The organism is Pantoea sp. AG1095 (genome assembly GCF_003208415.1).
GTDB lineage: Bacteria > Pseudomonadota > Gammaproteobacteria > Enterobacterales > Enterobacteriaceae > Pantoea > Pantoea leporis.
Genome location: NZ_QKMJ01000006.1, coordinates 247,588 through 264,515 on the forward strand (window position 1 = coordinate 247,588; position 16,928 = coordinate 264,515).

Consider the following 16,928-nt stretch of genomic DNA (forward strand, 5'->3'; position numbering starts at 1 on the left):
TGTTTTAACCGGAAACTGATATGGCTGAACCTCGTTTTATACATCTGCGCGTCCACAGTGATTACTCCATGGTTGATGGTCTGGCGAAAACCGGACCCTTAGTCAAGAAGGCGGCTGCGCTGGGCATGCCGGCGATTGCTATTACCGATTACATCAACCTGTGCGGGCTGGTGCGTTTTTACGGTAGCGCACACGGCGCGGGGATCAAGCCGATTATTGGTGCTGACTTCCAGGTTGCCAGCGAATTGATGGGCGATGAGCTGACACAGTTAACGCTGCTGGCGGCCAATAACACCGGTTATCAAAACCTGACCTTGCTGATTTCACGTGCATATCAGCGCGGTTACGGCATTGCGGGCCCAATCATCGATCGCGACTGGCTGCTGGAGCTGGGCGAAGGCCTGATTCTGCTGTCTGGCGGACGTCGCGGCGACGTGGGCCGCAGTCTGCTGCGCGGCAATAGCGCGATGGTAGCGCAGTGTTTGAGCTTTTATCAGGAACACTTCCCGAATCGTTATTACCTGGAATTGATGCGCACCGGTCGCGCCGATGAAGAAGCGTATCTGCATGCCGCCGTCGAGCTGGCGGTGGCCGAAGGCATTCCCGTCGTTGCCACCAACGAAGTGTGCTTCCTGAATGAAGAAGATTTTGATGCGCATGAAATCCGCGTCGCGATTCATGACGGCTATACGCTGGACGATCCCAAGCGTCCACGCAACTACAGTCCTCAGCAATATATGCGCAGTGAAGAGGAGATGTGCGAGCTGTTCTCGGACATTCCGGAAGCGCTGGAAAATAGCGTAGAGATTGCTAAGCGCTGTAACGTGACGGTGCGCCTCGGCGAATATTTCCTGCCGCAGTTCCCCACCGGTGACATGAGCACTGAAGACTTCCTCGTGGCGAAGTCACGTGAAGGCCTGGAAGAGCGTATGGAATTCCTCTTCCCGGATCCGGCGGTGCGCGCAGAAAAACGCGTGGAATATGATGAACGTCTGGAGATTGAACTCACTGTTATCAACCAGATGGGCTTCCCGGGCTACTTCCTGATCGTGATGGAGTTTATCCAGTGGTCGAAGGACAACGGTATTCCCGTCGGCCCAGGCCGCGGTTCGGGTGCCGGTTCATTGGTGGCGTATGCGCTGAAAATCACCGATATCGATCCGCTGGAGTTTGACCTGCTGTTCGAACGTTTCCTGAACCCGGAACGTGTTTCGATGCCTGACTTTGACGTTGACTTCTGCATGGAGAAGCGCGATCAGGTGATCGATCACGTGGCCGATATGTATGGACGCGATGCGGTATCGCAGATCATCACCTTCGGTACCATGGCGGCGAAAGCGGTCATCCGCGATGTGGGACGCGTACTCGGTCATCCGTACGGTTTTGTTGATCGTATCTCGAAACTGATCCCGCCGGATCCGGGCATGACGCTGGAGAAAGCCTTCCTGGCTGAACCGCAGCTGCCGGAGATCTACGAGGCTGATGAAGAGGTGAAAGCGCTGATCGACATGGCGCGCAAACTGGAAGGTGTCACGCGTAACGCCGGTAAACACGCCGGTGGTGTGGTGATCTCGCCGACCAAAATCACCGATTTTGCGCCGCTGTACTGCGATGAAAACGGGCAATTCCCGGTTACCCAGTTTGATAAGAATGACGTGGAATATGCCGGGCTGGTGAAGTTTGACTTCCTCGGCCTGCGTACGCTTACCATCATCGACTGGGCGCTGAAGATGATTAACCCGCGCCGTGAAAAGCAGGGTTTGCCACCGATTGATATCGCCGCCATCCCGCTGGATGACAAGAAAAGCTTCGACATGCTGCAGCGCTCGGAAACCACGGCAGTGTTCCAGCTTGAATCGCGCGGTATGAAAGATCTGATCAAACGTCTGAAGCCTGACTGCTTCGAAGATATGATCGCACTGGTGGCGCTGTTCCGTCCGGGACCGCTGCAATCGGGCATGGTAGATAACTTTATCGACCGTAAGCACGGTCGCGAAGAGATTTCGTATCCGGATATTCAGTGGCAGCACGAAACCCTGAAACCGGTGCTGGAGCCAACCTACGGCATCATTCTGTATCAGGAACAGGTGATGCAGATCGCTCAGGTGCTGTCCGGCTATACGCTGGGCGGCGCAGATATGTTACGTCGTGCGATGGGTAAAAAGAAACCCGAAGAGATGGCGAAGCAGCGTTCGGTGTTCCAGGACGGTGCGGAGAAGATGGGCGTCGACGGTGAACTGTCGATGAAAATCTTCGATCTGGTAGAGAAGTTCGCCGGTTATGGCTTTAACAAGTCGCACTCCGCCGCTTACGCGCTGGTTTCCTATCAAACGTTGTGGCTGAAAGCGCACTATCCGGCAGAATTTATGGCGGCCGTAATGACCGCCGATATGGATAACACCGAGAAAGTGGTTGGTCTGGTCGACGAATGCTGGCGCATGGGCCTTAAAGTGCTGCCGCCAGACATCAACTCCGGTTTGTATCCGTTTCACGTCAATGACGAAGGCGAGATCGTTTACGGCATCGGCGCGATCAAAGGCGTGGGTGAGGGCCCGATCGAAGCGATCATTGATGCGCGTAATGAAGGCGGCTACTTCAAAGAGCTGTTTGATCTCTGTGCGCGCACCGACACCAAAAAGATCAACCGTCGCGTAATGGAAAAACTGATCATGTCGGGCGCATTCGATCGTCTCGGCCCGCATCGCGCGGCTTTGATGAGTGCACTCGGCGATGCATTAAAAGCGGCCGATCAGCATGCTAAAGCCGAAGCCATCGGCCAGGCCGATATGTTTGGCGTGCTGGCCGAAGAGCCAGAGCAGGTAGAGAAATCCTACGCCAGCATCACGCCGTGGCCGGAACAAATTCAACTGGATGGCGAACGAGAGACTTTGGGTCTCTATCTTACCGGACATCCGATTAACCAGTATTTGAAAGAAATTGAGCGTTACGTCGGCGGCATGCGGCTGAAAGACATGCATCCGACAGATCGTGGTAAAGTAACCGTCGCGGCGGGGCTGGTGATTGCCGCCCGCGTGATGGTCACTAAACGCGGTAACCGAATTGGTATTTGTACCATTGACGATCGTTCTGGTCGTCTTGAAGTGATGTTATTTACCGATGCGTTAGATAAATACCAGCAGTTGCTGGAGAAGGACCGTATCCTGATCGTCAGTGGACAGGTCAGCTTTGATGACTTTAGCGGTGGCCTTAAAATGACCGCTCGAGAAGTGATGGACATCGACGAAGCGCGGGAAAAATACGCGCGCGGACTTGCTATCTCGCTGACGGACAGGCAAATTGATGACCAGCTTTTAAACCGTCTCCGCCAGTCTTTGGAGCCTCATCGTTCCGGGACCATTCCGGTGCATCTCTACTATCAGAGAGCCGATGCGCGAGCGAAGCTACGCTTTGGTGCAGCGTGGCGTATTTCGCCCAGCGATCGTTTACTCAACGATTTGCGGTCGTTAGTAGGATCGGAGCAGGTGGAACTGGAGTTTGACTAAAACAGGAACATTATGAGTCTTAATTACCTGGATTTTGAACAGCCAATCGCAGAGCTTGAAGCGAAAATCGACTCGTTAAAATCGATTGGCCGTTCGGATGAGAAACACGATATTAATTTGGATGAGGAAGTGCAGCGTTTACGCGAAAAAAGCGTTGAGCTGACCCGTAAAATCTTCTCCGATTTAGGCGCATGGCAAGTGGCGCAACTCGCGCGTCATCCGCTGCGTCCTTATACACTGGACTATATCCGAAACGCGTTTGATGATTTCGACGAACTGGCTGGCGATCGTGCTTATGCCGATGATAAAGCGATTGTCGGCGGTATTGCCCGTCTTGACGGTCGTCCAGTGATGATCATTGGTCATCAGAAAGGTCGCGAAACCAAAGAGAAAATTCGTCGTAACTTCGGTATGCCGGCACCAGAAGGCTATCGCAAAGCGCTGCGTCTGATGGAAATGGCTGAACGCTTTAAGATGCCGCTGATCACCTTCATCGATACGCCGGGAGCTTATCCGGGCGTGGGTGCAGAAGAGCGCGGTCAGTCAGAAGCGATCGCACGCAACCTGCGTGAAATGTCTGGCCTGAAAATTCCGGTAATTTGTACCGTAATCGGCGAAGGCGGTTCCGGTGGTGCGCTGGCAATCGGCGTGGGCGACAAAGTCAACATGCTGCAGTACAGCACCTATTCGGTGATTTCACCGGAAGGTTGTGCGTCGATCCTGTGGAAAAGCGCCGACAAAGCACCGCTGGCTGCCGAAGCGATGGGTATCACAGCTGAGCGTTTGAAAGAGCTGAAGCTGATCGATTCCATCATTCCTGAGCCGCTGGGCGGCGCGCATCGTCAGCCGGTAGATATGGCGGCTTCTCTTAAGCAGCAACTGCTGGCGGATCTGGCCGATCTCGATGTGCTGAGCACCGAAGAGTTGCTCAACCGTCGCTATCAGCGCCTGATGAACTACGGCTACGCTTGATACATCAGAGCTAAGCAAGAAGCGGACTCCGGTCCGCTTTTTTTATGTCGAACGAACACCATTCTGATCAGGCATCCGTAGGGTAGCCATCCATGGCTACCTGGTTCGACGATTTCGCTGTGACTCCGGTGCAAGGTCCAGAAAAGACCAGCCCGATCGCAAAGAATAACTGCATCCATGCAGATCGGCCTCGCCATCCATGGCTCGGACGCTTTGCTCTTCGGGCTGGTCTTTCCTGTCCCCTTTGGCTTGATCGTGGCTTTTCTGGTGCATTAGCATTCGGTTGCAATCACTCAACAGCAGAGCATTCCAGGTTTATCCGCGCGCGGTTTTCGCTATCCTTATTCAGTGCCACAACACCACAGGAGGTGAGCATTGAATATTATTGCGATCATGGGACCGCACGGCGCTTTCTACAAAGATGAGCCTATTCGCGAACTGGATGCTGCCCTCAAGCTGCAAGGCTTCCAAACCGTTTACCCCAATAATGCCAGCGACCTGCTGAAGTTGATTGAACACAATCCGCGTATCTGCGGTGTGATTTTTGACTGGGACGATTACAGTCTGGCGCTGTGTAGCGACATCAATCAGCTTAATGAATATCTGCCGCTCTATGCCTTCATCAACACCCATTCGCAGATGGATGTCAGCATCAACGAGATGCGCATGGCGCTGCACTTCTTCGAGTATGCCCTGAGCGCTGCCGATGACATCGCGCTGCATATTCGTCAGTACACCGATGAGTACATCGATAACATCACGCCGCCGCTAACTAAAGCGTTGTTCACCTACGTCAAAGAGGGCAAATACACCTTCTGCACGCCGGGTCACATGGGCGGCAGCGCCTTCCAGAAAAGCCCGGTGGGCAGCCTGTTTTATGACTTCTTTGGCTCGAACACCTTAAAAGCGGATGTCTCGATCTCGGTCACGGAATTGGGTTCATTGCTCGATCACACCGGCCCGCATCTGGAAGCGGAGGAGTACGTTGCGCGCACCTTTGGCGCTGAGCAAAGCTACATGGTGACTAACGGCACCTCGACCTCGAACAAAATCGTCGGCATGTATGCGGCTCCATCGGGTAGCACGGTGCTGATCGACCGTAACTGCCATAAATCGCTGACCCATTTGCTTATGATGAGCGACATCATCCCAATCTGGCTGAAACCGACGCGCAACGCACTGGGCATTCTGGGCGGCATTCCGCAGCGCGAGTTTACGCGTGACAGCATCCAGCAAAAGGTCAACGCCACGCCGCGTGCCAGCTGGCCAGTGCATGCGGTGATCACCAACTCAACCTACGATGGCCTGCTGTACAACACGCAGTTCATCAAACAGACGCTGGATGTGCCATCGATCCACTTTGATTCTGCGTGGGTGCCGTACACCAATTTCCATCCGATTTATGCCGGTAAAAGCGGCATGAGCGGTGATCGTATTTCCGGCAAAGTGATTTATGAAACGCAATCGACGCACAAACTGTTAGCGGCGTTCTCGCAGGCTTCGCTGATTCACATCAAAGGCGATTACGACGAGCACACCTTTAACGAAGCCTACATGATGCACACCACCACCTCGCCGAGCTACGCGATTGTCTCGTCGATTGAAACCGCGGCGGCGATGCTGCGCGGCAATCCGGGTAAGCGACTGATCAACCGCTCGGTTGAGCGTGCGCTGCATTTCCGTCGTGAGATTCAACGCTTGCGGGAAGAGTCTGACGGCTGGTTCTTTGATATCTGGCAGCCGGAGCAGGTCGATCAAGCCGAATGCTGGCCGATCCAGCCGGGCGAGGAGGATTGGCACGGTTTCACCCATGCCGATCGCGATCATATGTATCTCGATCCGATCAAAGTCACCATTCTGACGCCGGGCATGAGCGAGCTCGGTACCATGGCGGAAGAGGGCATCCCAGCCGCGCTGGTGGCGAAGTTCCTCGATCAGCGCGGCATCGTGGTGGAGAAAACCGGGCCATACAATCTGCTGTTCCTGTTCAGCATCGGCATCGATAAAACCAAAGCGATGAGCGTGCTGCGTGGGCTGACGGAGTTTAAGCGCGCATACGATCTCAACCTGCGGGTGAAAAATATGCTGCCGGATCTCTATGCTGAAGATCCCGACTTCTACCGCAACATGCGCATTCAAACGCTGGCGCAGGGCATTCATCAATTGATCCTGCAACATGATCTGCCGCGCCTGATGTTGAAAGCGTTCGACGTGCTGCCGGAGATGAAAATGACGCCGCATCAGGCGTTTCAGCGCCAGGTAAAAGGTCAGGTGGAAACGGTGGATATTCGCGAGCTGGTGGGGCGCATTTCCGCCAACATGATTCTGCCGTATCCGCCTGGCGTGCCGGTGGTGATGCCGGGCGAGATGATCACCGAAGAGAGCCGTTCCGTACTCGATTTTCTGCTGATGCTCTGCACCATCGGCCGGCACTATCCCGGCTTCGAGACCGACATTCACGGTGCGACGTTGACGGACGATGGGCGTTATCTGGTGCGCGTATTGCGTGAAGATGACGAAGGCTAACTTAGGACAATCACCTCTTTTCATCGCCGCATTTGCCACGTAGGGTAAGCGGCTTGTGTGAAAACCGGAGTCGCTATGCTGCAAATTAAACAGATCCATCACATCGCCATTATTGCTACCGATTATCAGCGCAGTAAGGCGTTTTATTGTGATGTGCTGGGCTTTGAATTGTTGGGTGAATATTACCGCGCCGAGCGTGACTCGTGGAAAGGCGATCTTGGCCTGAATGGGATTTATACCATCGAACTGTTCTCTTTCCCCTCGCCGCCGCCACGCGTTAGTGGACCGGAAGCCTGCGGCCTGCGTCATCTGGCGTTTTGCGTTGAGGATGTTGAGCAGTCCATAGCGGCGCTGGCGGAGAAGGGCGTGACGTGTGAGCCGATTCGTATCGATGCGTTAACCGGTAAAGCCTGCACCTTCTTCCCCGATCCGGATGGTTTGCCGCTGGAGCTGTATCAGGCGTAAACTAGCGTCCGCCGCGAGCCGCAATTCGGTGGCTCGCCCGGACGGAACGCGCTCATGTCTTTATCTCATCTTGCTTCGCTGCTGACACCCGACGCTGGCTATGTGCTGGCGTTCAGCGGCGGACTTGATTCCACCGTGCTACTGCATCAATTGGTCTGCTGGCAACTTCAGCAGCCAGCGCTACGCGTGCGCGCGTTACACGTCCATCATGGTCTTAGCCCGAATGCCGATAGCTGGGCGCTGCATTGCCAGCAAGTTTGCCAGCAGTGGCAGATTCCCTGTGAAGTGCTGCATGTGCAGGTTGATGGCCGCGCCAACGGCATTGAAGCGGCTGCCCGCGAAGCACGCTATCAGGCGCTGTTTCAGCATCTGCAACCCGGTGAACACTTACTTACCGCTCAGCACCTTGACGATCAGGCGGAAACGCTGCTGCTGGCGTTAAAACGCGGCAGCGGACCGGCGGGTTTGGCCGCGATGCCGCTGCAGCGCAGCGTGGGTGAACATCGGCATCTGCGTCCGTTGCTCGACGTTAGCCGTCAGCAGCTGGAAAACTATGCTACCGAGCATCAACTGCGCTGGATTGAAGATGAAAGCAACGCCGATAGCCGCTATGACCGCAACTTCCTGCGTCAGCAGATTCTGCCGCAGCTGCAGGCGCGCTGGCCGCACTTCAGTGCCGCCAGTGCACGCAGCGCCGCGCTCTGTGGCGAGCAGGAGCAACTGCTCGACGAGTTGCTGGCGGAACAGCTGGCGCAGCTTAGCGATGCACAGGGCGCGCTGCACTTCCCGCCGTTAATGAACATGAGCGAAGCGCGGCGTCATGCGCTGTTACGCCGTTGGATTGCTCAACAGGGCGGCGCGATGCCTTCGCGCGAGGCATTAAAACGTATCACCGATGAAGTCATCAACAGCCGTGAAGATGCCAAACCTTGTTTGCGTTTCGGCGCTTTTGAGCTGCGCCGCTATCGCCAGCAACTCTATTGGTTACCGCCGCAGCCTTCACTTAGTCAGCACTTGCTAACCTGGCAAGACCGCACGCAGCCGCTTAATTTACCCGCCGGTTTAGGTTCGCTGCACGCGAATGCGTGGATTGCCGAGCTGCGCCAGCCTGCAGCGGATGAAGCGATCACGATCCGCTTCCAGGCGCAGGGTTATTATCATATACAGGGGCGCGCAGGTGGCCGCGAGATGAAGAAGCTGTGGCAAGAGCTGGGCGTTGCGCCCTGGCAGCGCGAACGTATTCCGTTGATTTATTTTAACCAGACGTTAATTAGCGCGCCGGGGCTGTTTATTACCCGCGAAGGCGCAGCCAGCAACGAACAAGGCTGGCAGGCGATCTGGTCACCACAACAATAAAATGGAGAGCAATGATGAAACTTTGGATGGCCGCGGCGTTATTCGCTGCGGCGCTGCCGGCGTTGGCCGACGGCGATGTGAATGCGGGCGCGCAAAAAGCGGCAAGCTGTATGGCGTGTCACGGTGCGGAGGGCAAAAGCGCGGTGCCGCTTTATCCCAATCTGGCCGGGCAACATGCGCCTTATCTGCTGCATTCACTGCAAGCCTATAAAAAAGGCGAGCGGAGCGGCGGCCAGGCGGAAGTGATGAAAGCGTTTGTAGCGGGATTGAGCGATCAGGATATGGCAGATTTATCGGCGTATTACAGTTCGTTAAAACCTTAAGCGAGGTGGGCGGGATGTGATTCCCGCCCGAGAGAGGTTTTACTCGTCTTCGCTGACGACGACGGTGCCCAGCTCCGGATGTGTGAAGCTGGCGATGTGGTCGAGCCGCACTTCACGGGTCTCGCCTGAGAGATCGACGGCAAGGTACTCGACGTTTTTACGTGAGACCATGTCCACGGCTTTGGCCTTGAGCTGATCGCCGTTTTTTAACTCTAACGACAGCGTCCAGTGTTTTTGGCAGGCGAGTTCAAGGTTGTCGTAATCATCGCAGTTGATGGGTTTGTAGGCTTCATTCGTCAACATAGTCGCTCACCAATAAGTTTGCAGCGGCATACGCTGCTTGTTCCCTGAGAGAAGAGTTTAGCGCAGAATCAGCGGCAATATCGTTGAGAGCCTTCAACGCACAACCTATGGCGTCTGGCACATACCCAAGGTCGCCGCTACCAATTTCGGCATACTTCTGGCGAACTAACTCACAATACTTTTGCACATACACCTCCTCAGCAGAGTTGATACTCTGGATGATAGGCGACTATATCACAGGAATTTCATCGAAATCAGCCCGGTCGTCACGGGAATGATGCAAGCAAATGGGCAAAAGTGACATTTCGCGCTGGTCTTATGCATTCAGCGTGCGCACAAAAGGTTAAGTTGATGAACAGGTTATTACGCGACGCAACGTCGAGCCAAACGGTAGGTGACAGATGATTGTGCTGTCTCGATCGCTTTCACTTGCAGATAATGAAGTGGAACTCAGTGCCATCCGTGCGCAAGGTGCCGGTGGCCAGCATGTGAATAAAACGTCGACGGCGATTCACCTGCGATTTGATATTCATGCCTCATCGCTGCCGCCGTTTTATAAAGAGCGGCTGCTGGCGGCAAGCCATCATTTGATTACCGCGGAAGGCGTGGTGATCATCAAAGCACAGGAACATCGCAGCCAGGAAATGAATCGGGAAGCGGCCGTGCAGCGGCTGATAAATCTGATTCGGGAGTTAACCACGGTGGAAAAAGTGCGGCGTGCGACCAAACCGACGCACGGCTCTAAAGTGAGGCGGCTGGAAGGTAAAACGCGGCGCAGTAACGTGAAGGCGATGCGCGGAAAGGTGCAATAAAAAACGCCTCCGGCTGGAGGCGTTTTAGCGTTACTTGTTGAGTGCTTTCACCAGGAAGTCGACGATGTCATGTTGCTTAATCATCTGCTTCTCGCTGGCGGTACGCGCCTTGTACTCAATCTCTTCGTTATCGAGATTACGATCGCCAATTACGATGGTGTGCGGCACGCCAATCAGCTCCATATCCGCGAACATCACGCCTGGACGCTCTTTACGGTCATCCAGAATCACGTCAATGCCTTTGGCACGCAGCGTGTTGTACAGCTCTTCAGCCAACTGCTGCACACGGAAAGATTTGTGCATATTCATTGGCAGAATTGCCACTTCAAACGGTGCCAATGCCGCAGGCCAGATGATGCCACGTTCGTCGTTGTTCTGCTCAATTGCCGCCGCCACAACGCGCGTAATACCGATGCCGTAACAGCCCATGGTCATCACCTGGTTACGACCATCTTCGCCCTGAACCGCTGCTTTCATCGCTTCGGAGTACTTGGTACCCAGCTGGAAGATGTGGCCCACTTCGATACCGCGTTTAATCAGCAGCGTACCTTTGCCGTCTGGGCTTGGATCGCCTTCCACCACGTTACGGATATCTTCCACGCGCGGTTCTGGCAGATCGCGGCCCCAGTTGATGCCGCTCAGGTGTTTGCCATCAATGTTGGCACCCGCGCAGAAGTCAGCTGTTTTTGCCACAGTACGATCGGCGATCACTGGCATGGTCAAACCGACCGGGCCGAGCGAGCCTGGACCGGCACCCAGCAGCGCGCGAATCTGTTCTTCGCTCGCCATCTCCAGCGGTTCAGCGACGATATCCAGCTTCTCCGCTTTAATTTCGTTCAGCTGATGATCGCCGCGCAGCAGCAGGGCAACCAGCGTGTGGCCGCTCTCTTCGGTGGCTTTGACGAACAGCGTCTTAACGGTTTTCTCAATCGGCAACTGATGTTGCTCAACCAGCTCGGCGATAGTTTTGGCGTTTGGCGTATCGAACTGCGTCATGGCTTCTGTGGCCTGCGGACGCTCGCCAGCCGGCGCTAAGGCTTCGGCTTTCTCAATGTTGGCCGCGTAATCAGATTCGCTGGAGAAGATCACGTCATCTTCACCGCTCAGCGCCAGCACCTGGAATTCATGTGATGCGCTGCCGCCGATAGAACCGGTGTCAGCTTGTACGGCGCGGAAATCCAGGCCCATACGGCTGAAGCTCTGGCTGTAGGCGCGGTACATCGCGTCGTAGGTTTCCTGCAGCGATTCCTGCGTGGTGTGGAACGAGTAAGCATCTTTCATAATGAACTCGCGTGAACGCATCACACCAAAACGCGGGCGCACTTCATCGCGGAATTTGGTCTGGATCTGATACAGATTGAGCGGCAGCTGTTTATAAGAGCTCAGCTCGTTGCGGATCAAATCGGTGACCACTTCTTCGTGGGTTGGACCCAGCACGAAGGGACGTTCGTGACGATCTTTAATGCGCAGCAGTTCCGGGCCGTATTGCTCCCAACGGCCGCTCTCTTCCCACAGATCGGCAGGCTGAACCACCGGCATGGAGATCTCAATCGCACCGGCGTTGTTCATCTCTTCACGCACGATGTTTTCAACTTTTCGCAGCACGCGAATCCCGGTCGGCAACCAGGTGTAGAGACCGGAAGCCAGTTTGCGGATCATGCCGGCGCGCAGCATCAGCTGGTGGCTGATCACTTCTGCATCGGAAGGTGTCTCCTTCAGAGTGGAGAGCAGATATTGAGTAGTACGCATTGATTACGATTCCAGTTATACGGAAGGAAACTGACAAATTTTTCTGGCGGCTAGTGTACCAGCGAGATCAATCACTCAAAAGCGGGTTTTAACGGGGATCGAGGGCGATCACCTCGGTTCCTGCCTCATCAATGCGCCAGCGCACGTTAAAGGCGAGTAGCCAGGCGGCATATTCACGATCTTCCGTCTCACCTTTACGGTAAGCCGGGCGCGGATCCTGTGCCAGCACTTCGCTAATGAAACGCGCTAGCTGCGGATGGGTTTTCTGCTGTAGCTGAAGCTGGCTCTGCGCCAGCGGCGAAAAGCGCACCGGCATGGTGGCATCAGGCGCCGCCTGCGCAAACCCGGCGCGCGCATCAGGCAGCGCTTCGGCGAACGGCAGATAAGGTTTGATATCCACCACCGGCGTGCCATCGACTAAATCGAGGCTGCCGAGCTGCAAGATCACCTGCTGCTTCTCGCAGCGAATGCCTTTTAACTCAACCAGCGACATGCCGATAGGATTGGGGCGGAAGGTTGAACGGGTGGCAAACACGCCCATACGCGCATTGCCACCGAGGCGCGGGGGACGCACGGTCGGACGCCAGCCACCTTCCATCGTTTGGTGGAACACAAACAGCACCCACAAATGACTAAACGCTTCCAGCCCGCGCACCGCTTCCGGCTGATTGTAAGGTGGTAGCAGATGCAGCTCGCCGCCGCCATCCTGCACCAGACCGGGCTGGCGCGGGACGGCAAACTTCTCTTTCCACGGCGAACGAATTACGCCGATTTGCGCAAAGGCAAACTCACTCATTGATTTGATACTTTCAGTGCGGAGCCCTGGCAAATGGCCTGGCGATAGCATCCCGGCGTGCTGGTGACAATTTCGCACTTATGCAGCAGGACGGCGTTGGCTTTCATGCCGGCTGCGCGAATCTGCAGGCGCTTGCGCGCGGTGTTGATGTTAGGAGGCGAATCCTGGCTGCTGCTCTGGCAATCTTCAGCAGAGACTTCGCCCAAATCGCGGAACGGGTTGCTGACCAGATCGGTCGCATCGGTGTAGATCTTCACCGGCGCGGGACGTGGAGTCGGTTTACGTTGTGGTTCGCTGGATGCCTGTTGCGGACGAGAAGGAGCACTGCTTATCGGGTGATATTCGCGCACACACCCGGTTAGCATCAATGCTAACAAGCAGAGCGGTAAAAAACGCATGGCAACATCCTCAAGTAATAAAAAAGTGGCGTTATTGAAACAAGGACGACAATAAATAACAAGTCAGGTGCAATTTATGGCAAAAGAAAGGGCGGCCGAAGCCGCCCTGCAAGGCATGAAAGGTGAATATTACCAGCCTTTCACTGCGCCGCCGTTGAAGATCTTGTTGGCCGCTTCAGACACTTCGTCTGATTGGTACGCCTGCACAAACTTCTTCACGTTCTCAGCGTCTTTGTTGTCTTCGCGGCTAACAATCAGGTTCACGTAAGGTGAATCTTTGTCTTCCACGAAGATGCCATCTTTCGCTGGCGTCAGACCAATCTGGCTGGCGTACGTGGTGTTGATCACCGCCAGTGCGATCTGCTGATCGTCAAGTGAACGTGGCAGCTGCGGCGCTTCCAGCTCAACGATCTTCAGCTTTTTCGGGTTCTCAGTGATATCCAGTGAGGTTGGCAGCAGGCCAACGCCATCTTTCAGTTTGATCAGGCCGACTTTCTGCAGCAGCAACAGTGAACGTCCCAGGTTGGTTGGATCGTTCGGGATAGCAACCTGTGAACCGTCCTGCAGTTCATCCAGTGATTTGATTTTCTTCGAGTAGCCGGCGATTGGGTAAACGAAGGTGTTCGCTACGATGGCCAGCTTGTAACCGCGATCTTTGATCTGCTGATCCAGATACGGCTTGTGCTGGAAGGCGTTAACGTCAATATCACCTTTGCTCAGCGCTTCGTTTGGCAGCACGTAATCGTTAAAGGTCACCAGCTCAACGTCGAGGCCATATTTTTCTTTCGCCACTTTCACTGCAGTTTCAGCAACCTGCTGTTCAGCGCCGACAATCACACCCACTTTAATGTGGTTTGGATCTTTTGCTTTCTGATCGCATCCTGCCAGCGCAATTGCGCCAATCAGAGCACCCACAGCGGCAATCTTTTTAAATGTAAAAGACATATCCTTTCCTTAATAGAGGACTATTGATGTTGCTTGCTTACTTATGGGACACAGCACGTACAATGCGGTCGCCACAGAATTGGATTAAATAGACCAGCACAACCAGCAAAACCAGCACGGTGTTCATTACGGTGGCGTTATAGCCAATGTAACCGTATTGATAGCCAATCTGGCCCAAACCGCCTGCGCCAACCGCTCCGCCCATTGCGGAGTAGCCAACCAGCGTAATCAGGGTAATTGTAGCGGCATTCACCAGACCTGGCAGCGCTTCCGGCAGCAGGACTTTACGCACGATCTGCAGCGGCGTGGCGCCCATGGCGCGAGATGCTTCGATCAATCCGGTTGGCAGTTCCAGCAGGGCGTTTTCCACCATACGTGCAATAAACGGCGCGGCGCCGACGGTTAGCGGCACAATCGCGGCTTGCAGGCCAATCGAGGTGCCGACAATGGCGCGAGTGAATGGAATCATCCATACCAGCAGGATAATGAACGGAATCGAACGGAAGATATTCACCAGCGCGGACAGCACGCGATAAAGCGCGTTGTTGGCCAGAATCTGGCCGGGACGCGTCACATACAGCAGCACGCCAATCGGAAGACCGAGGACAAAACCAAAGAAACCAGAGACGAAGGTCATCATCAGCGTTTCCCAGACGCCACGCGTCAGTAACCACATCATCGCTTCAGACATAACCCAACACCTCTACTTTCACATGATTTTCTTTCAGCCAGGCAATCGCGGCTTGTGTATCTGTTTCACTGCCATCCATCTCAGCCAGCATGATGCCGAACTTCACGCCGCCGGCGTAATCCATCTGCGCACTGATGATGTTGTTATTAACGTTAAAGCGGCGAGCCGATTCTGACAGTAGCGGAGCATCCACCGATTTGCCGGTGAACTCGAGACGCAGCAGCGGCACGCTATCAGCTGTTGGCTGTGGCGCCATGCGTTGCTGGTAGTCGTCGGGGATATCCAGATGCAGCGTCGATTGAATGAATTGTTGCGCCAGCGGCGTTTTCGGATGCGAAAACACTTCGCTCACGCTGTCTTTTTCAATTAACTCACCATTGCTGATCACCGCAACCTGATCGCAGATGCGTTTCACCACATCCATTTCATGGGTGATCAATAGAATGGTAATGCCCAGACGACGGTTAATGTCCTTAAGCAGCTCCAGAATCGAACGCGTGGTTGCAGGATCCAGTGCGCTGGTGGCTTCATCACACAGCAGCACCTTAGGATTGCTCGCCAGTGCGCGGGCAATCGCAACACGCTGCTTTTGTCCGCCAGAGAGATTCGCTGGCCAGCTATCATGCTTGTCAGATAATCCCACCAGATCCAGCAATTCGCTAACGCGCTTCTTTATCTGTTCGCGCGAAAGATTGCCTAACTCTAATGGCAGCGCCACGTTACCGGAGACGGTGCGGGAGTTCATCAGATTAAAGTGCTGGAAAATCATGCCAATCTGGCGGCGTGCCAGCGTCAATTGGCCAGAAGAAAGGGTGGTTAATTCCTGGCCATCAACCAGCACGCGTCCGGAGGTTGGGCGCTCCAGCAGATTGACGCAGCGAATCAGGGTACTTTTACCGGCACCGGAGGAACCGATGACGCCGTAGATCTGTCCAGCAGGCACGTGCAGGCTGACGTTGGATAGCGCCTGAATGGTGCGTGAGCCTTGCTGGAACACTTTGGTGATATTTTCGAGTTTAATCATTAGTTTATTTATTATCGTGTTGCATAGTCCGTGGTGTATCGGGCTTCACTCAGCAGGGCTGTGCGAAATTTGGATGGATGTTAAGGCATCCAGACGGCTAAATCAATGGAAGTCATTCAAACTGCCATTCTCTCGCTATACGCAATCATGCGATACTTAGCGACACATTTTCAGCAGGAGTTTCTACGTGGCGAACAAAGTACCGGCTATTTTTCTTGATCGTGATGGCACATTGAATGTTGATCACGGCTATGTTCATGAAATCGATAATTTCGAATTCATTGATGGCACCATCGAAGCGCTACAGGCGTTAAAGAAGATGGGCTATGCGCTGGTACTGGTGACTAACCAGTCGGGCATTGCGCGTGGCATGTTTACCGAAGACCAGTTTATGCAACTCACAGAATGGATGGATTGGTCGCTGGCCGATCGTGATGTTGATTTGGATGGCATCTATTTCTGTCCGCATTTGCCAGATGCCACGGTAGAAGCGTATCGCCAGCAGTGTGATTGCCGTAAGCCGCAGCCGGGCATGTTGCTCTCCGCGCAGCAGCATCTGGATATCGATATGGCTTCTTCTTATATGGTAGGCGACAAATTAGAAGATATGCAGGCGGCGTTAGCAGCGGGGGTGGGTACCAAAGTGCTGGTGCGTAGTGGCAAGCCGGTAACGGCAGAAGGGGAAGCAGTGGCGGATTGGGTGATTAACAGTCTGGCAGAGCTGCCAGCACGCATCAAAAAGGCCTGAAAACGGGTCTTTTGCGCAAATTTCAAGCGAACAGCAAAAAACTTGAAATTTGCACTTGTCAGCTCCGAATAACTCCCTATAATGCGCCACCACTGAGACGGCAAAGCGGCAACGCAGACGGCTCGGCAGGGAGTGAAGAAATTCATCCCGCCGGATGAAAACGCTGAAAAAAGTGTTTGACTCCGAAGGAGAGTAGCGTAGTATACGCCACCTCGCGACAGACGGTTCAGCCGCTGTTCGCAACGCTCTTTAACAATTTATCAGACAATCTGTGTGGGCACTCGCAGGATTGATATCCGCGTCTCCGGACGCAAAAA

At 54.5% G+C, this 16,928-nt stretch carries 16 protein-coding genes; 8 read left to right on the forward strand and 8 right to left on the reverse strand.

The window, feature by feature from the left end; genetic code table 11:
* Window positions 1–20: 20 nt before the first annotated feature.
* The 6 genes from dnaE to DEU53_RS14770 all read left to right on the forward strand — a co-directional run bounded on the left by dnaE (window position 21) and on the right by DEU53_RS14770 (window position 9,145).
* Window positions 21–3,503, forward strand: coding sequence for a DNA polymerase III subunit alpha (gene dnaE, locus DEU53_RS14745; protein WP_110867576.1), 3,483 nt, complete (start codon window positions 21–23; stop codon window positions 3,501–3,503).
* A gap of 12 nt (window positions 3,504–3,515) precedes the next feature.
* Window positions 3,516–4,475 carry an acetyl-CoA carboxylase carboxyl transferase subunit alpha gene (accA, locus tag DEU53_RS14750; protein WP_101762038.1) on the forward strand — a complete coding sequence of 320 codons (960 nt, stop codon included), beginning with the start codon at window positions 3,516–3,518 and terminating at the stop codon, window positions 4,473–4,475.
* A 375-nt stretch (window positions 4,476–4,850) separates the two neighbouring features.
* On the forward strand, window positions 4,851–7,001 hold the full coding sequence (locus DEU53_RS14755) for a lysine decarboxylase LdcC (RefSeq protein ID WP_110867577.1): 2,151 nt from the start codon (window positions 4,851–4,853) through the stop codon (window positions 6,999–7,001).
* 75 nt (window positions 7,002–7,076) lie between these two features.
* Window positions 7,077–7,466, forward strand: coding sequence for a VOC family protein (locus DEU53_RS14760; protein ID WP_110867578.1), 390 nt, complete (start codon window positions 7,077–7,079; stop codon window positions 7,464–7,466).
* A 54-nt stretch (window positions 7,467–7,520) separates the two neighbouring features.
* Window positions 7,521–8,822, forward strand: a complete 1,302-nt coding sequence (tilS, locus tag DEU53_RS14765; RefSeq protein WP_110867579.1) for a tRNA lysidine(34) synthetase TilS — start codon at window positions 7,521–7,523, stop codon at window positions 8,820–8,822.
* A gap of 14 nt (window positions 8,823–8,836) precedes the next feature.
* Window positions 8,837–9,145 (forward strand): cytochrome c, encoded by a 309-nt coding sequence (locus DEU53_RS14770; protein ID WP_101762035.1) that lies wholly within the window; start codon window positions 8,837–8,839, stop codon window positions 9,143–9,145.
* A gap of 39 nt (window positions 9,146–9,184) precedes the next feature.
* Here DEU53_RS14770 and rof read toward each other — a convergent pair whose 3' ends face one another.
* Entirely contained in the window at window positions 9,185–9,448 is a 264-nt protein-coding gene (gene rof, locus DEU53_RS14775; protein ID WP_101762034.1) for a Rho-binding antiterminator, read from the reverse strand.
* Window positions 9,435–9,635 carry a YaeP family protein gene (locus DEU53_RS14780; RefSeq protein ID WP_036622231.1) on the reverse strand — a complete coding sequence of 67 codons (201 nt, stop codon included), beginning with the start codon at window positions 9,633–9,635 and terminating at the stop codon, window positions 9,435–9,437. Before DEU53_RS14780 ends, rof begins: the two co-directional genes overlap by 14 nt.
* 214 nt (window positions 9,636–9,849) lie before the next feature.
* Between DEU53_RS14780 and arfB the strand changes: the two genes are divergently transcribed.
* Window positions 9,850–10,260, forward strand: coding sequence for an alternative ribosome rescue aminoacyl-tRNA hydrolase ArfB (gene arfB, locus DEU53_RS14785; protein ID WP_101762033.1), 411 nt, complete (start codon window positions 9,850–9,852; stop codon window positions 10,258–10,260).
* 30 nt (window positions 10,261–10,290) lie between these two features.
* On the opposite strand, the gene proS is transcribed toward arfB, so the two are convergent.
* The 6 genes from proS to metN form a co-directional block, all read right to left on the reverse strand.
* Window positions 10,291–12,009, reverse strand: a complete 1,719-nt coding sequence (proS, locus tag DEU53_RS14790; protein ID WP_110867580.1) for a proline--tRNA ligase — start codon at window positions 12,007–12,009, stop codon at window positions 10,291–10,293.
* Between the two features lie 88 nt (window positions 12,010–12,097).
* The gene (gene tsaA, locus DEU53_RS14795; protein ID WP_110867581.1) at window positions 12,098–12,805 is read right to left on the reverse strand and encodes a tRNA (N6-threonylcarbamoyladenosine(37)-N6)-methyltransferase TrmO; all 708 of its coding nucleotides are present in this window, start codon (window positions 12,803–12,805) and stop codon (window positions 12,098–12,100) included.
* The gene (gene rcsF / locus DEU53_RS14800; RefSeq protein WP_101762030.1) at window positions 12,802–13,203 is read right to left on the reverse strand and encodes an Rcs stress response system protein RcsF; all 402 of its coding nucleotides are present in this window, start codon (window positions 13,201–13,203) and stop codon (window positions 12,802–12,804) included. Before rcsF ends, tsaA begins: the two co-directional genes overlap by 4 nt.
* A gap of 129 nt (window positions 13,204–13,332) precedes the next feature.
* Window positions 13,333–14,148 (reverse strand): MetQ/NlpA family lipoprotein, encoded by an 816-nt coding sequence (locus DEU53_RS14805; RefSeq protein WP_110867582.1) that lies wholly within the window; start codon window positions 14,146–14,148, stop codon window positions 13,333–13,335.
* Window positions 14,149–14,185: 37 nt separating this feature from the next.
* Window positions 14,186–14,839: a methionine ABC transporter permease MetI gene (locus tag DEU53_RS14810; protein WP_101762028.1), complete on the reverse strand. Its 654-nt coding sequence runs from the start codon at window positions 14,837–14,839 to the stop codon at window positions 14,186–14,188.
* The gene (gene metN, locus DEU53_RS14815; RefSeq protein ID WP_101762027.1) at window positions 14,832–15,863 is read right to left on the reverse strand and encodes a methionine ABC transporter ATP-binding protein MetN; all 1,032 of its coding nucleotides are present in this window, start codon (window positions 15,861–15,863) and stop codon (window positions 14,832–14,834) included. The genes DEU53_RS14810 and metN overlap by 8 nt, the downstream gene beginning before the upstream one ends.
* A 187-nt stretch (window positions 15,864–16,050) precedes the next feature.
* Here metN and gmhB point away from each other — a divergent pair, with 187 nt between their 5' ends.
* Entirely contained in the window at window positions 16,051–16,611 is a 561-nt protein-coding gene (gene gmhB, locus DEU53_RS14820) for a D-glycero-beta-D-manno-heptose 1,7-bisphosphate 7-phosphatase (RefSeq protein WP_110867583.1), read from the forward strand.
* Window positions 16,612–16,928: the final 317 nt, after the last annotated feature.

Bases quoted from the DNA above. Each gene is read 5' to 3' on its own strand.
- arfB (WP_101762033.1), top strand. From the start codon at position 9,850: ATGATTGTGCTGTCTCGATCGCTTTCACTTGCAGATAATGAAGTGGAA.
- dnaE (WP_110867576.1), top strand. From the start codon at position 21: ATGGCTGAACCTCGTTTTATACATCTGCGCGTCCACAGTGATTACTCC.
- metN (WP_101762027.1), bottom strand. From the start codon at position 15,863: ATGATTAAACTCGAAAATATCACCAAAGTGTTCCAGCAAGGCTCACGC.
- DEU53_RS14770 (WP_101762035.1), top strand. From the start codon at position 8,837: ATGAAACTTTGGATGGCCGCGGCGTTATTCGCTGCGGCGCTGCCGGCG.
- proS (WP_110867580.1), bottom strand. From the start codon at position 12,009: ATGCGTACTACTCAATATCTGCTCTCCACTCTGAAGGAGACACCTTCC.
- accA (WP_101762038.1), top strand. From the start codon at position 3,516: ATGAGTCTTAATTACCTGGATTTTGAACAGCCAATCGCAGAGCTTGAA.
- DEU53_RS14810 (WP_101762028.1), bottom strand. From the start codon at position 14,839: ATGTCTGAAGCGATGATGTGGTTACTGACGCGTGGCGTCTGGGAAACG.
- DEU53_RS14805 (WP_110867582.1), bottom strand. From the start codon at position 14,148: ATGTCTTTTACATTTAAAAAGATTGCCGCTGTGGGTGCTCTGATTGGC.
- tsaA (WP_110867581.1), bottom strand. From the start codon at position 12,805: ATGAGTGAGTTTGCCTTTGCGCAAATCGGCGTAATTCGTTCGCCGTGG.
- rof (WP_101762034.1), bottom strand. From the start codon at position 9,448: ATGTTGACGAATGAAGCCTACAAACCCATCAACTGCGATGATTACGAC.
- rcsF (WP_101762030.1), bottom strand. From the start codon at position 13,203: ATGCGTTTTTTACCGCTCTGCTTGTTAGCATTGATGCTAACCGGGTGT.
- DEU53_RS14760 (WP_110867578.1), top strand. From the start codon at position 7,077: ATGCTGCAAATTAAACAGATCCATCACATCGCCATTATTGCTACCGAT.
- tilS (WP_110867579.1), top strand. From the start codon at position 7,521: ATGTCTTTATCTCATCTTGCTTCGCTGCTGACACCCGACGCTGGCTAT.